Annotated in this window: 17 protein-coding genes; 1 reads left to right on the top strand and 16 read right to left on the bottom strand. The window is 64.5% G+C overall.

The genetic code is table 11. The annotated features are described in order from the left end of the window. Positions 1 to 993: HAD-IC family P-type ATPase (locus VMJ11_RS22830; RefSeq protein ID WP_325622023.1), on the top strand; the 993-nt coding region annotated here is incomplete at its 5' end. A 20-nt stretch (positions 994 to 1,013) separates the two neighbouring features. Here VMJ11_RS22830 and VMJ11_RS22825 read toward each other — a convergent pair. The 16 genes from VMJ11_RS22825 to VMJ11_RS22750 form a co-directional block, all read right to left on the bottom strand. Continuing rightward, positions 1,014 to 2,579: an ATP-binding cassette domain-containing protein gene (locus VMJ11_RS22825; protein ID WP_325622021.1), complete on the bottom strand. Its 1,566-nt coding sequence runs from the start codon at positions 2,577 to 2,579 to the stop codon at positions 1,014 to 1,016. After that, positions 2,576 to 3,502 (bottom strand): branched-chain amino acid ABC transporter permease, encoded by a 927-nt coding sequence (locus tag VMJ11_RS22820; protein ID WP_325622019.1) that lies wholly within the window; start codon positions 3,500 to 3,502, stop codon positions 2,576 to 2,578. The genes VMJ11_RS22825 and VMJ11_RS22820 overlap by 4 nt, the downstream gene beginning before the upstream one ends. 14 nt (positions 3,503 to 3,516) lie before the next feature. Continuing rightward, the gene (locus VMJ11_RS22815; RefSeq protein WP_325622017.1) at positions 3,517 to 4,392 is read right to left on the bottom strand and encodes a branched-chain amino acid ABC transporter permease; all 876 of its coding nucleotides are present in this window, start codon (positions 4,390 to 4,392) and stop codon (positions 3,517 to 3,519) included. 99 nt (positions 4,393 to 4,491) lie between these two features. Further along, a complete protein-coding gene (locus VMJ11_RS22810; RefSeq protein ID WP_325622027.1) occupies positions 4,492 to 5,757 on the bottom strand; it encodes an ABC transporter substrate-binding protein in 1,266 nt (421 codons plus the stop codon). A gap of 248 nt (positions 5,758 to 6,005) precedes the next feature. Continuing rightward, positions 6,006 to 6,452, bottom strand: a complete 447-nt coding sequence (locus VMJ11_RS22805) for a lipocalin-like domain-containing protein (protein WP_325622015.1) — start codon at positions 6,450 to 6,452, stop codon at positions 6,006 to 6,008. 58 nt (positions 6,453 to 6,510) lie between these two features. Further along, complete coding sequence (locus tag VMJ11_RS22800) at positions 6,511 to 6,765, bottom strand: hypothetical protein (RefSeq protein ID WP_325622013.1); 255 nt, start codon at positions 6,763 to 6,765, stop codon at positions 6,511 to 6,513. A gap of 124 nt (positions 6,766 to 6,889) precedes the next feature. Further along, on the bottom strand, positions 6,890 to 7,426 hold the full coding sequence (locus VMJ11_RS22795; RefSeq protein WP_325622011.1) for a hypothetical protein: 537 nt from the start codon (positions 7,424 to 7,426) through the stop codon (positions 6,890 to 6,892). Beyond that, the gene (locus VMJ11_RS22790; RefSeq protein ID WP_325622009.1) at positions 7,423 to 10,884 is read right to left on the bottom strand and encodes a hypothetical protein; all 3,462 of its coding nucleotides are present in this window, start codon (positions 10,882 to 10,884) and stop codon (positions 7,423 to 7,425) included. The genes VMJ11_RS22795 and VMJ11_RS22790 overlap by 4 nt, the downstream gene beginning before the upstream one ends. Before the next feature lie 457 nt (positions 10,885 to 11,341). Next, positions 11,342 to 11,740, bottom strand: a complete 399-nt coding sequence (locus tag VMJ11_RS22785; RefSeq protein WP_325622007.1) for a VOC family protein — start codon at positions 11,738 to 11,740, stop codon at positions 11,342 to 11,344. 90 nt (positions 11,741 to 11,830) lie between these two features. After that, the gene (locus VMJ11_RS22780; protein WP_325622006.1) at positions 11,831 to 13,396 is read right to left on the bottom strand and encodes a methyl-accepting chemotaxis protein; all 1,566 of its coding nucleotides are present in this window, start codon (positions 13,394 to 13,396) and stop codon (positions 11,831 to 11,833) included. A 241-nt stretch (positions 13,397 to 13,637) separates the two neighbouring features. Continuing rightward, the gene (locus VMJ11_RS22775) at positions 13,638 to 14,081 is read right to left on the bottom strand and encodes a CBS domain-containing protein (protein ID WP_325622004.1); all 444 of its coding nucleotides are present in this window, start codon (positions 14,079 to 14,081) and stop codon (positions 13,638 to 13,640) included. A 162-nt stretch (positions 14,082 to 14,243) separates the two neighbouring features. Beyond that, complete coding sequence (locus VMJ11_RS22770) at positions 14,244 to 15,254, bottom strand: DUF2891 domain-containing protein (protein ID WP_325622002.1); 1,011 nt, start codon at positions 15,252 to 15,254, stop codon at positions 14,244 to 14,246. Between the two features lie 10 nt (positions 15,255 to 15,264). After that, on the bottom strand, positions 15,265 to 16,215 hold the full coding sequence (locus tag VMJ11_RS22765) for a DUF979 domain-containing protein (protein ID WP_325622000.1): 951 nt from the start codon (positions 16,213 to 16,215) through the stop codon (positions 15,265 to 15,267). Beyond that, positions 16,212 to 16,913, bottom strand: a complete 702-nt coding sequence (locus VMJ11_RS22760) for a DUF969 domain-containing protein (RefSeq protein WP_325621999.1) — start codon at positions 16,911 to 16,913, stop codon at positions 16,212 to 16,214. Before VMJ11_RS22760 ends, VMJ11_RS22765 begins: the two co-directional genes overlap by 4 nt. A 338-nt stretch (positions 16,914 to 17,251) precedes the next feature. Then, entirely contained in the window at positions 17,252 to 17,998 is a 747-nt protein-coding gene (locus VMJ11_RS22755; RefSeq protein ID WP_325621998.1) for a 2OG-Fe(II) oxygenase, read from the bottom strand. Positions 17,999 to 18,017: 19 nt separating this feature from the next. Further along, on the bottom strand, positions 18,018 to 18,569 hold the full coding sequence (locus VMJ11_RS22750; protein ID WP_325621996.1) for a methylated-DNA--[protein]-cysteine S-methyltransferase: 552 nt from the start codon (positions 18,567 to 18,569) through the stop codon (positions 18,018 to 18,020). Between the last annotated feature and the right edge of the window lie 28 nt (positions 18,570 to 18,597).

Raw genomic sequence — 18,597 nt, 5'->3', positions numbered from 1 at the left:
GGCACCGAGATCGAGGCGATGAACGACGCGGAGCTGCAGGAATGCGTTCGCAGCGTGGATGTGTTCGCGCGCGCGAGCCCTGAGCACAAGCTGCGCCTCGTGAAGGCGATCCAGGCCAACCGGCAGGTCGTCGCGATGACGGGCGACGGTGTCAACGATGCGCCGGCGCTCAAGAAGGCCGACATCGGCGTGGCGATGGGCATCAAGGGCACGGAGGTAACGAAGGAGGCCGCGGGCATGATCCTCGCCGACGACAACTTCGCCTCGATCTCCGCAGCGGTGAAGGAGGGACGCACGGTCTACAACAACATCGAAAAGGCCATGCTCTTCCTGCTGCCAACGAATGTCGCCCAGGGCACGGTGATCGCGGTGGCGATCCTGTTCGCCTTCACGTTGCCCATCACCGCGCCGCAGGTCCTGTGGGTGAACATGGTCACCTCCGTTGCGCTCGGCCTCGTCATTTCGTTCGAGCCTCACGAAGCGGACGTGATGCAGCGGCCACCGCGCTCAGTCGACAGGCCGATCGTCACCCGCTTCGGGATCTGGCGCATCCTCTTCGTGGGCGCGGCGCTCGTCATCTATACGCTTGCGGCCTTCTTCTGGATGAAATCGCAGGGCGCCTCGGACCCGATGGCGCGCACGGCCGCCGTCAACGCGATCACGATGGGTCAGGTCTTCTATCTGCTCAACAGCCGGTCCCTGATCAACTCATCGCTCTCGGTGCGCGCCCACACGGGCAATCCGTACCTCTGGTATGGCATTGCCGGTGTCATCGTGCTGCAGCTCCTGTTCACCTACGCCGCGCCGTTCCATGTCATCTTCGCCACCGACGCCCTGCCCCTCTCGGCCTGGGTCTGGCTCATAGCCGGCGCGATCGTGTTCTTCCTCGTCGTGGAAATCGAGAAGCTCGTCATCCGGTCGATACCGTCGCTGAAAAGCGCGGTGGCCCCGCAGCAGCGGGGCGTGAGTACAGGGGCATACCACGACGCGTAAGCGCAATTCGCTCAGTAGTGCTACAGGCTTGCGTGGCGCTGCTGAGCCTTGTTCAGTTGACCCTTGACGCCTGTCTCGCCGGCGGTCGTTGTCTGCGCGTCGCATGAGGGCACGGCTTCAAGAAAGCCGCGCCCCATTTCCACTTCGAAGCGCGGCGCGCTGCCTTCCCAGATGATGCGGGCGTGCTCGAGCACATAGACGCGGTCCGCATGCGGCAGCGCGAATCTCACGTTCTGCTCGCCCAGCAGCACGGTGATGGGCGTAGACTTCTGCAGCGCATCCAGCGCCTTCGAAAGCTGCTCGAGGATGACGGGCGCAAGCCCGAGCGTGGGCTCGTCGAGAATCAGCAGCTTCGGCTTGGTCATCAACGCACGCGCGATGGCGAGCATCTGCTGCTCGCCGCCGGAGAGCGTGCGCGCGGTCTGGCGCTGGCGCGACTTGAGTATGGGAAAGAGGTCGAACAACCACGCAAGCTGTGTCGCGCGGAAGGTGTCGGCGAGATGATAGCCGCCCAGTTCGAGATTCTCGCGAACCGTCATGTCGCCGAATAGCTCGCGCGTTTCCGGGCATTGCACGAGACCCGCGCGCGCGATGGCCGCGCCGCTCATGCCTCGCAGATCCCGCCCGTCGAAGCGGATCGTGCCCTTGTAGGGCACGAGGCCCGAGAGCGCGTTGAAAAGCGTCGTTTTGCCCGCGCCATTGAGCCCGACAACCGAGACGAACTCGCCCTCGCGAACCTGCAGACTCACGCCGTCGAGCGCGCACGCCTTGTCATAGAGCACGCGTAAGTCGGCTACCTCGAGAATCGTCGGCTTCGCATTTCCGGCGCCGCCGGTGCGCTGGCGCAGTTCGAGCTTGCCGCCCAGATAGACGCGGCGCACCGTCTCGTTCTGCATCACCTCTTCTGCCGTGCCTTCCGCGACATGTTCGCCCAAGTACATTGCGAGCACGCGATCGGCGAGCGCGGAGAGACTCTTCACGTTGTGATCAACCAGCAGCACCGCGCGGCCCTCCGCGCGAAAGCCGCGAATCAGCTCGGAAAACGCCTCCGATTCCGCTACGGTCAGCCCCGCAAAGGGCTCGTCGACGAGCACCACCTTCGGGTCGCGCGCGATCGCCTTCGCCATTTCCATGCGCCGCAGGTCCGCGAACGGCAGCGTCGCCGGATGACGATGCATGACGGCAGCGAGCCCCACACGTGCCGCGATCTCCTGCGCGCGCTGGTGCACGTGCGGCTCGGCAGCGAGCTTGACGAGCGAATCCGGAAGCAGCGCAAGCTTGATGTGCTCCAGCACCGTTTGTCGATGCAGCGGCCGCGAATGCTGGAACACGATGCCCACGCCCGCACGCGCGATGCGGTGCGGCGCCCAGCCCGCCATCTCCACGCCGTCGACTTTTACCGACCCCGCGTTGGGCCGCTCGATGCCCATGATCAGCTTCATGACCGTCGACTTGCCGGACCCATTCGGTCCGATCAGGCCGAGAATCTCGCCGGGCCGGATATCGAAGCCAATGTCCTTCACGGCGACGAGACCACCAAAACGCTTGGTCAGCCCGCGTACCGACAGAAATGGCGTGTCGTTCATTGGCGCTCCCTCACGCGCAGCAGATTGCCGAGCAGACCGTCCGGAAAGAACAGGATCGCGGCAAGCGCAACGGCGGCGACGACGAACGTATTGAGCTGGCCTAGCGGGCGCAGGAATTCGCCGGCGACGATCAAGAAGATCGAACCGAGCACAGCGCCGAGTATCGTGCGGCGCCCGCCGAGCACGGCCGCGATGATGATTTGCACGCCTACGCTGATATCCACCACCGTGCTGACCGAAGCCGTGCCCTGATAGAACACCAGCATCGCCCCGGCCACGCCCGAGAAGACGGCGCTCACGCAGAAGGCCACGAGCTTGTGCCGCGTGACGTTGAAGCCCAGCGCCTGCGCGCCGATCGCGTCCTGGCCGCTCGCCTGCAGAATCAGGCCGATTGCCGAGCGCGACAGGCCGAACAGGAGGATCGCACAAACGATCAGGAACGCGAGCGCGATCCAGTAGTTGTGGCTCGCATCGACCGACATCACGTCGGGCACCATCATGCCGATCTCGCCGCCCGTCACACCCGCGAAAATCACGATGGCGTTCTGAAGCAGCAGCACGGCCACGAGCGTGACGAGACCGAAATAGGGACCGCGCAACCGCAGCGCCGGCACCGCGAGCAGCAGCCCGCCCAGCAGCGCGACGAGGCCGCCCGCGATCACGCAAACGGGTATGGGCAGGCCCCACCTGGCATCGAGTATCGCCGCCGAATAGGCGCCGAGTCCGATCAGGAACGTCGGCCCGAAGTTGACCTCACCCGCGAAGCCGAACAGCAAGTCCCACGACATGGCAAAGACGCCGAAGTAGTACGCAACCGTAAGCACTCCCAAGATGTAGCCCGACAGCCACCACGGCAACGTCGCCGCCGCTACGGCGAGCACGACGGCAACCCATACCGCACGCGAACGAAGAAGATTGGACATGGCATTTCGCTCCGCTAACGCCGTCCAAGGAAGCCCTGAGGCCGCACGTACACGACAAGCACCAGCAACAGCAGCGCGGGCAACGGCCGCAGGGTGGGCGCGACGAGATAGGCGGTGACGGTCTCCAGATAGCCCACGACATACGCGGCCATCAACGAGCCGGATACGCTGCCAAGGCCGCCCAGCACGACGATCGAGAACGCGCTCGCCGTGAGCTGGCCGGCGTTGTTCGTGCTCACGCCGAGAAACGAGGCGAGCAGCACGCCCGCGATACCCGCCAGCACGCCGTATAGGGTCCACGCGAGCAGATAGATGCGCGAGAGCTCGAAACCGAGCAGCGTAAGGCCGCGCGGGTTCATTGACGCCGCGAGCAGCGCCTTGCCTGCGCGCGTGCGGTTCACGAACAGCCACAGCAGGCCGATCACGGCCCAGCAGACCACGGCGATCATGATTTCGTTGAACGGCACGCGCACGCTGCCAACCGTCGCCACGCCGCTGATCAGCGGACGCATCGTCACCGGGTTGTCGGTGAAGAGCCACGCCATGCCCTGCTGGATCATGATGCCCCACAGCAGCGTGCCCGTGAGCACGAAGATTTCCTTCTCTTCGCGGGGAATGGCGGCGGAACGCTGGATGGGCCGCACCACCATCAGGTAGGTAACGAAGGCGGTCACGAGGCCGGCCACCACGCCGAGCAGCGTGCCGAGGTAGGTGCCGAGACCGGCTTCGCCAGCCAGCATCCAGCCGATCAGCGCGGCGACCAGCATCACGCCGCCGTGCGCGAGATTCAATATGCCGGAGACGCCAAAAATCAGCGTGAAGCCGATGGCGCCCAGCGCGTACAGGGAGCTGATAGCAAAGCCGTCGACGAGTATCTGCAGCAGCAGCATGTCCGGCCTTTCATGTGGGTTGGGGGATCGAGGTATGCGCGCTCCGGCCCTTCGCTACGCGAGGAGCCGGAGCGCGCAAGGCAACCAGGTGCCTGCCGGCTAGTTCGCGCTCGCCTGCTGCAGCTTGACGAAGGCCGGAAACTTCGCCGTGCCGTTTGCAATGGACTTGGGCCAGAGCGCGACCTGCTTGCCGTTTTGCCATTGCAGGTCGATGCCCGTGATATAGCCGGGCCCATATTTCAGCGCATGCGTGAACTGGTCGTTCTTGCCATAGAACGCCCAGCGTCCGATCGTGCCGACGTAGTCGGTCTTTTCGAGCGCGTCGACGAGCTGGTCGGGATCGGTCGAACCCCTGCTGCGTTTGATCGCGTCCGCGAGGATGTAGACGAGGTCGTAGCTCGTGAAGCCGCAATAGGCCGGCGAGACGCCGAACTTCTTCTGGTACGCATCCGTGAAGGGCACGGTCTTCGGCGTGATCGCCACGCCCGGCGCAGCAGCGGAAGCCGTGATCACACCTTCCGTCGCGCCGTTCGTATCCTTCCAGAAGCTCGTGGTCGTGGCCTGCGAGCTCTGACCGGACAAGGGGATCGGCACCTGCTGGTCGTGCCATTGCACCGTGGGCTGCACGCCGACATGGCTGATGCCCGTCGTGATCGTATCGGGATGCTTCGCCTCGATCTGATTGAAGATCGGCGTGAAGTCGGAGGTATCCGGATTGAAGCGGATATGGTCGAGCACCTGAAGGCCGGCCTTGGGCAGGCATTCCAGATAACGCTCGTCGAGCGGCTTGGTCCACGCCGCGTCCTCGCTCATCACGACCGTCGTCTTCATCTTGAACTGGCCGACAAGTATGTCGTGCGAAAAATCGCAGATCGACTGCGCGATGAACGCCGACGTCATCCAGCCATGAAACGTGTACTTGTAGTGGTCGTAGTCGTCGTGAACGTGCTTCGAAATGTCGTTGCTCGCCGCGCCGGGCGTGATGAAGGGCATCTTCAGCCGGGCCGACCACGGCTCCATCGCAAGCGCCACTTCGCTGATGTAGCTGCCGATCACGGCAACCACCTTGTCCTGCGTCGCGGCGCGCTGGAATGCGCGCACGCCGTCCGACGCGGACGAGTGATCGTCATACGCGATGATCTGGATGGGGCGCCCGTCCACGCCGCCGCTCGCGTTGATTTCGTCCGCGGCGAGTTGCGCCGCCTTGCTGATCGAGGCGCCCGCTACCGCCGACTCCTCGCTGATCACACCGATCTTGATCGGCTCCCCTGCCGCATGGGCGCCGGCCGCCAGCCCGAGCCCCGCTGCCGCCATCCCCGTCGCGAAGACGCGACTCAGGTTCCGCCACACTCTGTTCCTGGACATCATGCGTCTCCGATTCAGTATGATCGTTGAGCAGAATTTGCCCGCCACATTGCAGCATTTAAGGGTGCGGCGACAACAGTATCACTAGTTTTCAAACGCTCAATCGGTACAAACGATTACCGGAATCGCGGGGATTTCATGGTGCGCAGCGGCAAAATTCCAGCCGCCGTTTGCACGAGCCATGAAGCACCGCCGGAGTCGCCAGTCCGTGCAATGCGATGTCGTGCCCTGCGCGCCCGTGCGCCCGCCTATTCGACTTTCACCCATACCAGTTCGGAAATGCATGCCTTGCCCGTCACCGGGTTGCGGGCGGGCAGTGTCCTGATGTGCAGCGTCTTGCCGTCGATTCTGAATTGGCGCACCTGGGTCGTCCCCGTCCACGACTGGTTCCACGATGCGTCGACGTAATGGCTCACCTTGTCGCCCTCGATGCTGTAGGTCCCCGCGTATGCGCTGAATCCGTTGTAGAGGTCGATACGCTCGGCGTCGGTTGGAACCAGGTCGGCGGGCGCCTTGCGCCCTTCCTCCAGCAAAATCGCGTACATCCGGAAGTCGGGACCATAGCTGAGATAGCCGCTGGGGTGCGCGCCGAACAATTCGGACTTCTGACCAGTTGCGAGATCTTCGGTCGTGAAGGCTTGCAGCTTCCACGTGCCCAGCAGCGCAGCGCTGCAGTCCGGTTGCTCTTGTGCCATGACGTCCCCCTTTCAGGAAAAAGTGCGGCAGCACGCCACGATGGCGGGGGCAAAGCGTTCACCGGCGATCCTTGTCCCAGTGCCAGCGAGGCGGCTCGCCCTTGACCCAGCACACTGCCCAAAGTGCCAGCGTCAGGAGGGCCACCCGTACCGTGAAAACGAATGGATGCTGATGGGGTTCGAAAATCACCATGACCAGACAGAGCAGCACGACATACACGAGCAGCGCCACCCATCCTTGCCATGTGACGGGAAACCCCCAGCCCCAGCCAAAGCGCTTGGCTGGAAACCAGTATCGTTCAGGCCGTGACATTTCCTGGTCCCCCAAGTCGGATGCATCGTAGACTCCGGCGCCGATGAATAGCCGCAAACGGCAGAGTCATTCGACACAATAGACCCCTTTTGCGACGCTCGCTGCGGCACACATCTCGCGCGGGTTATTCGGTCGACGGCGGCAACGGCTTGGGACACGTCTGCCAGTTCTCCGGCAGCATGCTCGGCAACGCACTGGCAAAGTCGGAACGCACCGTGACGAATTCATCGACGACCACGTTGACGGAAACGGGCACAACGCAACGTGAGAGCATCGTGCCTTCGTCACCGTCGGGCGCGGGGCACGCCTGCGCCGAGGCCGGAGCACCCGCTGCGTGCTTGAATTGCTTCTCGGCGATCACCCGGAGCTGGCCCGGCTCCAGTGATTCGTTATCGGCGGAATAGACCCAGCTGCCCGTCGCGTCCGTGCGATTCACGACGACGCACCGCAATTTATGGGAAACGGTGCCGCGATTCAATACGGCGACGTACAGTTCGAGCGGGTTGGCATCATCGCCCGGCGTTGCAGCGCTCGCTGGGCTTTGCGCGGCTTGCCGAACCTCGGCCGGCCGCTGCAGGTACCAGCCGGACTGCAGATCCGGCGCCGAGGCACAGCCGGCCGCGCATAGCGCTGTGCACGCAATCCAGGCCCGGCGTTTCATGGCGTCGAACCCGCCGGAATGCCGCGGACGTTGCGTTGCGGGTTGATGGCATCGACACTGCGCGTCAACCTCTCGAGTTGCGCCTTGATCGCCTGGAGTTCGGCACCCGTCGAGACGACATTGCCGGCCTGATCGCGTGTATTCAAAGTGGTGCTGACGTTGTCGACATGCGCAATCAGTTGGGCAAGCGACTGCGAGATCGAGGTGACGTCCGTCTTCTGCCATGCCGGAGGCGGCAAACCCTCGATCGACTTCTTCAGGTCCTCCACGCTGGCCGCAAGCACGCCAATATGCGCCGATAGACTGGAATTCGTGCCGTCCGTTTGAGCCTGCAACGTGCTGGCCAACCGGTCGACCGAAGCAGACAGGTCATCGGCCGAACGCTTCAGCTCGTCGACCAGCGTCGGCAAACCCGATCGATCGAAATCGATTGTCACACCCTTGCTCAACAGCTCGCGGTCGGTGGCATCCAGCTGAATGCCCGCTTGCATGAGCTTCTTGTCCTCAGGGGCGATCTTGACGTCCTGCGTCACGATATGCAGCGTGATGCCCACCGCGCCGCCTATGGTGAGCGCGGAGGCGAGGACCGCGTTGTGGCCGATCGACTGCAGCCATTGCGCGAATGAACTGTCACGCGCCTCATCGGCTTTGTCCTCCCCGTCCGGTGCGGCCGGACGATCTTCCGCGCGCCCGGTGAGCGCTTGCTCGTTCCCGCTTGTCACGCGTTGCGCTCGTGGCCATTCTCCGAAGATCGGGAAGGACTCCAGAACAGTATGCTCGCCGAGCATGCGGTAGCTTTCGAACTGCGCCTCGGTGAAGAACTGATCCGCGGTGGATTCCTGCGGAAAAGCACCGCCCGGCAGCTTGCTCGTTGCGGCGTAGCGGCATACGTCCAGTGGTTCGTCGCCGCGCAGGACCGGTTTGATCAGGATGATTTCGCCGTCCGTCTGCCCGCGATCCACCGCGGAATAGCCTATCGTGCCGATGCGGATCCGGCTCGCAGCGGCGCGCGGCGCCACGAGCGGCACAGGAAGCGAAATCGAAATGCCGAAATCGATGCGAATCTTGCGAATCGCGTTTTCCAGGTCGCCGTACGCGTACTGCGGATCGGCCGCGGCGTCGACGACCACGATGCGCCGGCAACGGCGACGCACCATTTCGTAGAGGCCGAGATTTTCGAAGTGACCACCGTCGGAGAGGTAGACAAAAGGATTGTTGTCGCTCGAAGCGGCGAACGCCTCGCGCAGCAGCGGACCGATGCCGATGACGGGCCCACGACGCCCGAGGTTCTCCGAAGTGTCGAAGCGTGGGGAAGGCAGCCACCAGCCGAGCCGGACATTGAAGAGCGCCATCACGAACGCCACGAGCGTGGATGTGTGATAGCCCATGTTGGGCGAAGCGGCGGCGCCCGATATCGTCATCGCGCGGCCGAGCGTGATGTCGGCGTAGCGACTCGTCGGCACGTATCCGATCGTACTGCTGCCGGTATATCCGGGCGACACGATGAAGGATGTGGCCTTGCGCTGCTGCCACGCCAGACGCCGCTTCGAAGGCTTCGCGAGGTTCAGCGCCGTATTGACGACGTGGTAGAGCCGTGACGGCGGAGGCGATTCGGTCATCGGCCAGTTGTCTTTGTCGTCGAAATTGGTGAACCATTGCGGGTTGCGGTGCGGATTGGTGGCCCCCAGATAAGCGCGCACGAGCCGGTTTCCATAGAGGCCGTGCAGCGAAAATGTATTCGCCCCGATCGCGGTGGAAGCAAGGCACGCAAACGCCACGATGCCCACGCAACTGACGAAGAGAAGCACACAGGAACCCTGCGTGAGGTTCTCCAGATAGTCCAATTTCGTATTCCACGCCTGCGCGTTGGCAGCGCCCACTGCGGCATTCACCGCGTAGCTCAATACGATAAGCAGTACTACGATGAACGCCGCGGCCGCTATCTGAAGCACTCGCGTTCCCGCAACCGCGGCGAGCGAGGGCGCGCGCTTCTTGAGTGTCGCCGTCGTCTTGCTCCAGTATCCTGCGAGACTCACGGCAATGCCCATCAGCCCGCCGCCGATCCCGAGGTGGCGCAGCGTGCCGTGGCCCGATTCGTCGGCATTGGCTGCGCCGCCCCCTGCGAGCAACCAGGGGACAGCGTAGATCATGATCGAGAACATGCCGATCCAGACGAGCACGGCGAAGAGCGAATATGCGCTCGCGCGCGCCCACCATTCACGGTAAGCCTCCATGCCCGGTGGTTTGTCGTTGCCGGTACGATTGCGCCGCTCCTCGACGATGCCCCGGTTCAGGTGCCCTGTCACGCCCGCCTGCAGTGTCGTCGCGACCCACAGGCCAAGCATCACGACCGGAAACGACCAGGCTACGTAGTCGAGGACAACAGGCGGCTTCGGGTTGGCATGCGTTGCAAGGTGAGCGAAATAGATGACGAGCGCCAGGTAGCACGGCGCGAAGGCCACCCCGCTGCCCACTATGGCAAGCAGCACCCATGGCCGCGGCAGATGCCAGTACGGCGCGATCCCGCGCCAGCGCCGCCAGCAGTAGCTGAGCGCAATCGCGGCGATCTGCACGACGGCGCCCGCGAGCGCAAACCACAGCAAGCTGGCGACATTCAATGTCAGACCACTCGCGTGAATGGCCACCCGGCTTAACAGCACGGCGGCGAGCGCGAGCGGGGCGAAGCTGGCACCGAGGAACCAGTCTGGTATTTCCGATGCCGACCTGGCGGGCTCGCTGGTCATATCGGCGATCATGTAGCCGTGGCTGAGCGCGATGAGCGCCGCCGCGGCGATCAGGAGCGAGATCGTGCACGTATTCGTGCATGGTTGCAGCGCCCCGAGCAGCAGCAATCGCGGCACCATCACCGCCGCCACCAGCAGCGGCACGAATACGAGCCAGTTGAGCAACAGGTTGCGCGCGAAGGTCATGAGCAGCGTGAACAGGTCGGCCGAAACGCCCCACACCGGGCTCAGATAGTTGCTATACGCGCGCAGGTTGCGAATCGCAGCGGGCTCGGGCTCATGGGGCGCATTGGGCGGCCCGTTCGTGGGCGGCGGAGGATGGCCGAGAGCAATGAGCACGGTGTCGAGCGAGGTGCGCTGGATCCAGCTCGTGAGCCAGCTGCCGATATATCCGCCTCCCGACACCGTCGAGAGATAGTGGAACTTGCGCAGCATGCCGCGCTTCGCGAGCCCCTGCAGCACGCCGAGGCAGAACGTGGCGCTGCGAATGCCGCCGCCGGAGAAGCACAATGCCATGCGGCTTTCCTCGCCGTGTAGCTCGTGGATATGACGCCGCAACGCACGCTCGCGAGCCTCGATACTCGCCGCGCGATCGATCCACTCGGCGCCGGCCTCCGGATGCAGAAGCCGGAATTCTTCTTCGAGCATCGCGCATTCTTCTTTGCGGATCTTGTCGGTCAGCGCGTCATACGGCCCGTGATCGTCTGTGTCCAATGGTGCCTCCCTTGCTCACGCCCGGAACGACCCTTCACTCGCATGAACCTGTCTCGACGATGAAGACCAGCGGCAAGAACGCGTTGGACTCGCCCGCCCGGGTCGGGAGCTGCGCGATGAAGACGGACTCGATAGCGCTGAGTGCCGCAGCGGCAGTTCGACATTGCGCCCTGGAACTAGCTAATACCAGCCACTGCACGTTGTATGTGGGCGCGACCACATCGATGTGCGAATATTTATTGCGCATTGGGATTGACGGGCTCACGGCACTCGTGAGAACGGCCGGCCCGGAATTCGACGTGGACGAAGCGCGCTTCGCCTCCTCCGTCGAGAGAGAGGCCGCCGCGCAAGCGTGGGAAAGGCGCGCCGCTCGCCATGCGCGAGCACGGCGAGCGGCAACGCATCGACTACAGGGAGGACGGCGCGCAATGGCGCGCCGTGCGCTCGAAGCGAAGCTTCAGGCCGACGCCGAATGGCACACGGCCTCGACCCGATTGCCGGCTGGGTCGACGAGGAACGCGGCGTAATAGCTCGCGTGATAATGCGGCCGCAGGCCGGGATCGCCGTCCGAGCGCCCGCCAGCCGCAAGTCCGGCTGCATGGAACGCATCGACCTGCGCGTGCGAGGCCGCCTTGAAGCACCAGTGCCGCTTGTTCGATTCGATGGCGCTCGCATCGAGATAGACGGCGAGAAACGACGACTGCGTATCGGCAGCGCTGCAGCGCTCGCCATAGCCGAGCGCGTTGGGGCGGTCATAGACCTTGACCGCGCCCAGCGTGCTCATGATCGCATCGTAGAAAGGCCGCGCTGCGTCGATATCGGGAACGCCGATCGACACATGATCGAGAAGCTGCATCGTGTCTCCACTCGGGAATCGGGAAATCACGACTATAACCGGCAAACGGCAGCGAGCCGTTTGCGCCTTGCAGCATGCGCGTTGGCTGTGTTAGCCGGCCCGCCCGGTGCGGAACACCGAAACTGCGGCGCTCAGCCGGTGCGCTTCATTTTCGAGCGAGGAAGCCGCGGCCGAAGCCTGCTCCACCAGCGCGGCGTTCTGCTGCGTGACGAGGTCCATCTGGCCAACGGCGACGTTGACCTGATCGATGCCCGTGCTCTGCTCCGAAGCCGCCGAAGCGATCTCGTTCATGATCGCGCTCACGCGCGCGATGGCCTGGACGATCTCGCCCATGGTCGAACCCGAGCGCTCGACGAGGCTCGCGCCGGTTTCGACGCGCGAGGTCGACGACTCGATCAGCTCCTTGATCTCCTTCGCCGCCGCGGCGCTGCGCTGCGCGAGCGAGCGCACTTCGCTCGCGACCACGGCGAAGCCGCGCCCTTCCTCGCCCGCACGCGCCGCTTCCACTGCGGCGTTGAGCGCGAGGATGTTGGTCTGGAACGCGATGGCCTCGATCACGCCCACGATCTCGCCCACGCGGCGCGAATCGCCCACGATGTCCTGCATGGTGCCCACCACTTCGCGCGAGAGCGCGCCGCCCTGCGCCGCGAGGCCCGATGCGCCCTCGGCGAGCGTGCTGGCCTGGAGGGCGTTCTCGGCGGTCTGCTTGACGGTGGAGGTGAGTTCTTCGATGCTCGCGGCCGTTTCTTCGAGCGACGCAGCCTGCTGCTCGGTGCGTTGCGACAAATCCGTGTTGCCCGCGGCGATCTCGCTCACGCCCTTGTCGATCGACTCCGCGCCTTCGCGCACGGTGCTGACCATCTTGATGAGCGCGTCCTGCATCTGGCGCAGCGCCGCCTGCAGGCGGCCCATTTCGTTGTTGCTCGTCGCCGCGACCCTGCCGCTCAGGTCGCCGGCGGCGATGCGCTGGAACTGCGCGATGGCCGCATCGACGGGATGCACGATCGCCCGCATGAGCGCAACGCGGCCAATCCACGCGCACAAGAGCGACAGCGCCATGCCCACGGCCACCACGATGCTCACGACCTTGAAGCGGTCTTGCGCATCCTGGTAGCGCTGCGCGCCGAGATCGATCTGGCGCTTCTCGAGCACGAGCATCGCTTTTTCGTAGTTGTTGTAGAGCGCGGGCATCTTGTGGCCCTGCAGTTCCTGGAACGCCGCCTTGTCACCGGCCTTGAGCGCCGCGAGCGCCGGGTCGACGCCATCCTGCAGGAAGCTGTTGCGCTTGCCCTGCATGTCGGCGATGAGGTCCTGCTGCTCGCCTTCGCCGCCCGCGATCGACAGATAGTGATCCAGACGATCGTTCGAGGTCTTCAGATACTGGTCGAAGCGCTTGAGCACCGCGTTTGCGGCGTCCTGGTCGCCGAGCTCGGCAAGCGACGCATAGGTGGCGAGCGCGAGGCGCAGACGCAGCAGCTGGCCGGCGCTGCCTTCGAGGTCCGCGACGGCCGGCGTATCGACGGTGTACATGGTGCGCAGCGAGGCGTTGCCCGCCTGCATCGACAGGAGCCCGGTGGCAGCCCCGATAATCAGGACGATCCCGAAGAAGGCGATCATCAGGGTCAGGCTCGCGCGTATTGACAGCTTGTGAAACATTCCTGGTCTCTCTCCGTGGGACGCATGGCTCTGGAGGCGGTAGGCGTCCCGGTCTAGTTCCATCGTTGGTTCGGGTGCGTCTGCCTCGGTGCGACCGAGGCAATCAGGCTGATTAAGCGCCCAGTTCATAACAACGGCAGGAGAGGACGCGAACTTTATGGTTCGCGCAAAAGAAGTACGAGCGTTAGCAGCTGGCCGAATGCGCGTTGCATACGCGTGAGCCCGGCAGCGAAGTGGGCGCTTACACGCGGCCTTCCTGCTGTGTGCCGGCGGCGGCCTCGTCCGCTGGCGCGAGATAGCGCAGCACGTCGCGCCAGCTCACGATGCCGACCGGACGGAACTCGGCGTCGACGATCGGGATGCACGAAATGTTGTTGGAGAGAAAGAGGGCCACGGCCTCGGAAAGGCTCGAGTCGGGCCGCAGCGTGAGCGGCTTGCGGCTCATGATCTGGTGCGCGCGCTTGTTCAGCGTGCCCAGATCGCGCGCGGATTCGACCACGCTGTCGATGAACGGACTGATCGCGCGCAGCAGGTCGCGGTCCGAAACGACGCCTTGCAGCTTGCCCTCTTCCACCACGAGCAGATGGTGAAAGCCCGCCTTCTCGAAGATCTCGCGAACCGTCGCGAGCGTGTCGTCGAAACCGATGGTGACGACGCGGCTCGTCATGAATTTCTCGACTTGCATGGCCTTTCAGGAGTTGGGTTGATTCGAAGCCCCGCGCCGGCGTAGGCACACCGAATCGCGGCCGCGGCGCGGGCGCAAGTCCGTTATATCGACCGCTGGCGCGCAAATCTTCAGTCCGGATAGGAGGCCAGGGGCGCATGCAATGGCACGCGCCCCCACGTTTCAAGCTTCGAGTGCGAGCGTCGCGAAGCTCGCGAGCCAGTGCTCGCCCATATAGTCGCCTGCCACATGTTCGAGCGCGCCGGCCAGATGCGTTTGCGCGGCGTCGTTGAGCACCGCCACGCGCGCGTCTCCTGCCGGCAGTGCGCGCGCGAGCGTGCGCTGGCACCAGGCGCGGCTCAGATTGAGCCCGTCGAGGTGGGCGATCTTGCCGTCGCTGCGGTCGGTCACGGTGGCCGGCACAAACAGCGTGGCGGGCTCGCGCGCCGCGAGGTTGGGCAAGAAGCGCGTGAACCACGGCTCGAAATCCTGCGCCGGCAGCACGCGGCTCATCAGCAAGGCCACGCACAGCGCGGGCGAAAGGAACTCGTCGCCGCCTGGCTCCCACGCCTGGCAGCCTGCATCGTTCGCGTGCCAGCGCGTGGCGGTCTCCTCGATCAGCGTGACCAACGCCGGACGCGAGGTCGCTTTCGCGAAATCGTACGCAAGCGTGAGCGCGAAAGCCGTATTGAAGTGAGTGCCCACTCGCAGCGGATAGGTCGCCTTCGGCAGGAATTCCTCGAAGCGCTCGACGAACAATTCGGTCAGCGGCGCAAGCGCTGCCTTCCAGCGCGCGGCGTGCGGCAACTTCAGCGCGTCCACCTGTGCCGCCAGCGCGAGCAGCCACGCCCAGCCATAGGGCCGCTCGAAGCCGCGGTTGTGCGGCAGATCGAGGTAGGCCAGCTCGCCGGCCATCTTCGCCTCGGTGAAATGTTCTTCGACCACGGCGATGATTTGCCGCGCCTCGGGCAGGTCGGGAAAACGTTCCAGCAGATGCAGCACGAGCCAGTAGCCGTGCACGCACGAGTGCCAGTCGTAGCTGCCATAAAAGACCGGGTGCAGCGCGCGCGGACTCTGGACGTCCTGCGGACCTGCGAGCGAGTGAGTCAGCTTGTTCGGGTACTCGCGCGTGAGGTGGGCGAGCGCAAGCGTCGCGAACTTCGAGGCATGGGCGGCGGTGAGGTGTGTGGTCATCGTGAGCTCATCAGAACCGGAAAACGAAGCAATACATCAGCAGCGTGTTGACGATCAGCAGCAGCACGGCGGTAGGCCATTGCGCCTTGATCACGCCGTTCTTGTCGCTCAGTTCGAGCAGCGCTGCCGGGACGATGTTGAAGTTCGCGGCCATTGGCGTCATGAGCGTGCCGCAGAAACCCGAAAGCATGCCGATCGCACCGAGGATCGCCGGATTGCCGTGGAACTGATGCACGATCAACGGCAGGCCGATGCCCGCGGTCATCACCGGAAAGGCGGCGAACGCGTTGCCCATGATCATCGTGAACAGCGCCATGCCGAAAGTGTAGGCGGCCACGACGGCAAATGCCGAATTTTGCGGAATCCAGTTCGTCACGAGTTCGGACACGACATGGCCCACACCAGCAGCGGCGAATAGCGCGCCGAGCGCCGCGAGCATCTGCGGCAGGATCGCGGCCCAGCCGACGGCATCCATGGTGTGCCGCGCCCCTTTGAGCGCGTGCGTGGGCGAATCACGCAGCATCGCGAGCGCGACGGCGAATGCGACGAGCGTCGCGAGCACGAGCGAGATGAGCGTGACGTTCTTCGTTTCGATGAAGGGCACGTATTTGAGCGTGAGCGTGCCGACCAGCGTGACGGCGGGGATCAACAGCGCGGGAATGAAGAGCCGGTTGCCGAAGCGGCGCGCGCCCTGCTCGCGGCGCATCGCGGCCTCGCCGCTTTCGCCGGCCGACGGGCTGCGACCAAGCTTGCCGGTGCCCGCGATCAAGGCGAGCGCGATGGCGAGACAGCCCATGACGAAATGCGGCAGCACGCCGCCGAACAGGAACGTCACGGCATAGACGCCCCAAAACACGAAGTTGATGACGCGCCGCGGGTTCGCGCGATCGAGCAGATTGAAGACGGCAAACGACGCGAACATCAGGCCCGCGACGACATAAAGCGATTCGAGGCGGATCACGATGCAGCCCCCTGGCGGCGCGCCGTGCCCGGCACGTAGAGGCTGCGAGAGAGACGGTGATCGAGCAGCTTGAGGCGCACGCAATGGATGACGAGCGCCGCGAGGGCCGTGGGTATCGCCCAGACGGACACCTGCAACGGCTCGACGACGATGCCGTTCTGCTCGAGGAACCCCTTGATGAGCAGGATCGACTGGATCGCAATGAAGATGTCCTCGCCGAAGAAGACGGCGATGTTGTCGACGGCCGAAGCGTTGGCGCGAATCTGCTGGCGCACGGCGTCGGGCAGCTCGCCGTGGCGCTTCGTGGCGGCGGCTTCGGCCATCGGCGCGATCAGCGGGCGCACCATCTGCGCGTGGCCGCCGAGCGAAGTCAGCCCGAGCGCGGCCGTGATCTGGCGGATCACGAAGTAGAGCATCAGCACGCGGCCGGTGGTGGCGGCATGCACGCGCGAAATGAGTTGTTTCGCCTGTTCGCGCAGGCCGTTGCGCTCGAGCAGCGCGATCACGGGCAGCGTAAGCCAGACGAGGCCCATATAGCGGTTGTCGGCGAAAGCCTTGCCGAACGCGCTGACGATCTCGACCGTGTGCAGGCCGCCGGCCACGCCGGTCGCGATTCCCGCCGCGGTCACGACGAGCAGCGCGTTCAGGCGCAACGCGAAGCCGATCACGACGATCGGCACCCCTATCAGAACCAGCATTTCTCCTCCGCTTCGTTTGTTTCCTGTTGCTGCGTGTATGGCGTCGGACTCACGAGGCCGAACGTGCGTACCCGTCCTTCCCCATGGCGCTCGATGCAGCCCGGGAATCTATCACGAGAATTTATCGATAAATAGTTGATAAAGTGTTCTTAAGGGAAGTCCCTGGGCCGGGCTCCCGCTTCTGCAGGCCCGTTTGACACGAATTCAGCGCGCCGCGAAGCGGCGTTTGCCCGGGGTGGGCTGGATCGGCAGTTAGTTGCGTTAAGAGCGCGGGCTCGCGCAAGGGCGTTTCGACGCTCAGGCGTGAAGGCACGCAGCGTCCACGTAGTGGAAATTATTCAGGCATCCTGAGCGAATTTGTGCTGATTCCGGCTCGCTTCAGGCGCGTCGTGAAACGACAATTCCATGCCGATCCGTTCGCCTTCGCGCACTCGGCTGATCGCATGCCTGAGGTTCACCCGGTAGTAGCCGCTGCTTCCCTTGAACGGCCGCTGGCCCGTGGCGATGATGGCCGCGTCGCCGCGCGCGAGCGGCACGACCATCGGCCGCGATTGCATGCGCGGGCGCTGCTCGGTCAGCACCAGTTCGCCGCCCGTGAAGTCTTGCCCCGGCTCCGAGAGCAACGCGACGACCTGTAGCGGAAACACATGCTCGCCGTGGCTGCGTTGATGCAAGCCCAGATAGTCGTCGGCGCGCAGCCGGTTCAGATGTGACTGCGCCTGCGTTTGCCCTGCCTGCCGGTTGTGCTCCAGAAATTCATCCAGTTCCGCGGGGTAGCGATACGCAATGTTCAGCGTCTCGTTCCAGCGATTGGCGACATGCGCCAACCTGCGATAGAAGGCCGCGCGCCATTGCGGCAACGGCTGCGGCAGGCTGGCGCCGAAGTAGAACAGATCGCCGCGCCCGAGATCGACGGAATCCAGCGCGACACGGTGCAATGCGCCCGACGCACCGGCCTCGCGCGCAAGCGCACGGGCGTGGTCCGGCGCCACGGCGCGAGGCACCAGCGCGTAGCCTTCGCTGTCCAGTTGCGCGGCGATCGCGGTCCAGTCCAACGTGTCGAGCGGGGTGGCGGGTGAAGTCATGAGCGCAGATCCGTTCGCGTTAGAAGCCAGGCAACGTCGCCGTTTGCGGCACATCGGGGCTGGCCGCGATCGCCTTCTCGTGTTCGAGCAGCCAGCGCTTTCGATGCAAGCCCCAGGCGTAGCCCTTGAGCTCGCCGTTACGCGCAATCACGCGATGGCACGGCACGACGATGGCGATGGGATTCGCCCCGTTGGCCGCGCCGATGTCGATGGCCGCGCGCGGGTCGCCGAATCCGAGTTCCCTCGCAAGCTCGCCGTAGCTCGTGGTGCTGCCGGCAGGAATGCGCCGCAGCGCAGCCCAAACCTGCTGTTGAAGCTCGGAACCCGGCATGACGACGGCGAGACAATCGAGTGCATTCAGCTCGCCTGCAAAATAGCGAGCCAAAGCGCTGGCGATCGTGGCTGGCGCGGGGACCTCGGTCAGCGCGGTGCTGCCGTAGCGCTCGCGCAGGCCGCGATGCAGGCGAGCGCGATGATCGGAGAATTCGAGCGCGCGAATATTTTGCTGTGCGTCGCTCACGAGCGTGATGTCGCCCAGCGGCGACTCGATATGGCTTGAAAACAGTTGCATGATGCAGTCCTCCCTCGTCGAACCCGCC

Origin of the sequence: Paraburkholderia sp. (assembly GCF_035501035.1) — a bacterium.
GTDB lineage: Bacteria > Pseudomonadota > Gammaproteobacteria > Burkholderiales > Burkholderiaceae > Paraburkholderia.
The sequence above is the reverse complement of the archived record's forward strand: the minus strand, read 5'-3'. Positions and strand labels throughout refer to the sequence as shown.

Coding starts and splice junctions, on each gene's coding strand:
- VMJ11_RS22795 (WP_325622011.1), bottom strand. CDS start 7,426: ATGAAACGCCGGGCCTGGATTGCGTGCACAGCGCTATGCGCGGCCGGC.
- VMJ11_RS22760 (WP_325621999.1), bottom strand. CDS start 16,913: ATGCTGGTTCTGATAGGGGTGCCGATCGTCGTGATCGGCTTCGCGTTG.
- VMJ11_RS22780 (WP_325622006.1), bottom strand. CDS start 13,396: ATGTTTCACAAGCTGTCAATACGCGCGAGCCTGACCCTGATGATCGCC.
- VMJ11_RS22785 (WP_325622007.1), bottom strand. CDS start 11,740: ATGCAGCTTCTCGATCATGTGTCGATCGGCGTTCCCGATATCGACGCA.
- VMJ11_RS22775 (WP_325622004.1), bottom strand. CDS start 14,081: ATGCAAGTCGAGAAATTCATGACGAGCCGCGTCGTCACCATCGGTTTC.
- VMJ11_RS22820 (WP_325622019.1), bottom strand. CDS start 3,502: ATGTCCAATCTTCTTCGTTCGCGTGCGGTATGGGTTGCCGTCGTGCTC.
- VMJ11_RS22750 (WP_325621996.1), bottom strand. CDS start 18,569: ATGCAACTGTTTTCAAGCCATATCGAGTCGCCGCTGGGCGACATCACG.
- VMJ11_RS22805 (WP_325622015.1), bottom strand. CDS start 6,452: ATGGCACAAGAGCAACCGGACTGCAGCGCTGCGCTGCTGGGCACGTGG.
- VMJ11_RS22810 (WP_325622027.1), bottom strand. CDS start 5,757: ATGTCCAGGAACAGAGTGTGGCGGAACCTGAGTCGCGTCTTCGCGACG.
- VMJ11_RS22815 (WP_325622017.1), bottom strand. CDS start 4,392: ATGCTGCTGCTGCAGATACTCGTCGACGGCTTTGCTATCAGCTCCCTG.
- VMJ11_RS22770 (WP_325622002.1), bottom strand. CDS start 15,254: ATGACCACACACCTCACCGCCGCCCATGCCTCGAAGTTCGCGACGCTT.
- VMJ11_RS22755 (WP_325621998.1), bottom strand. CDS start 17,998: ATGACTTCACCCGCCACCCCGCTCGACACGTTGGACTGGACCGCGATC.
- VMJ11_RS22800 (WP_325622013.1), bottom strand. CDS start 6,765: ATGTCACGGCCTGAACGATACTGGTTTCCAGCCAAGCGCTTTGGCTGG.
- VMJ11_RS22825 (WP_325622021.1), bottom strand. CDS start 2,579: ATGAACGACACGCCATTTCTGTCGGTACGCGGGCTGACCAAGCGTTTT.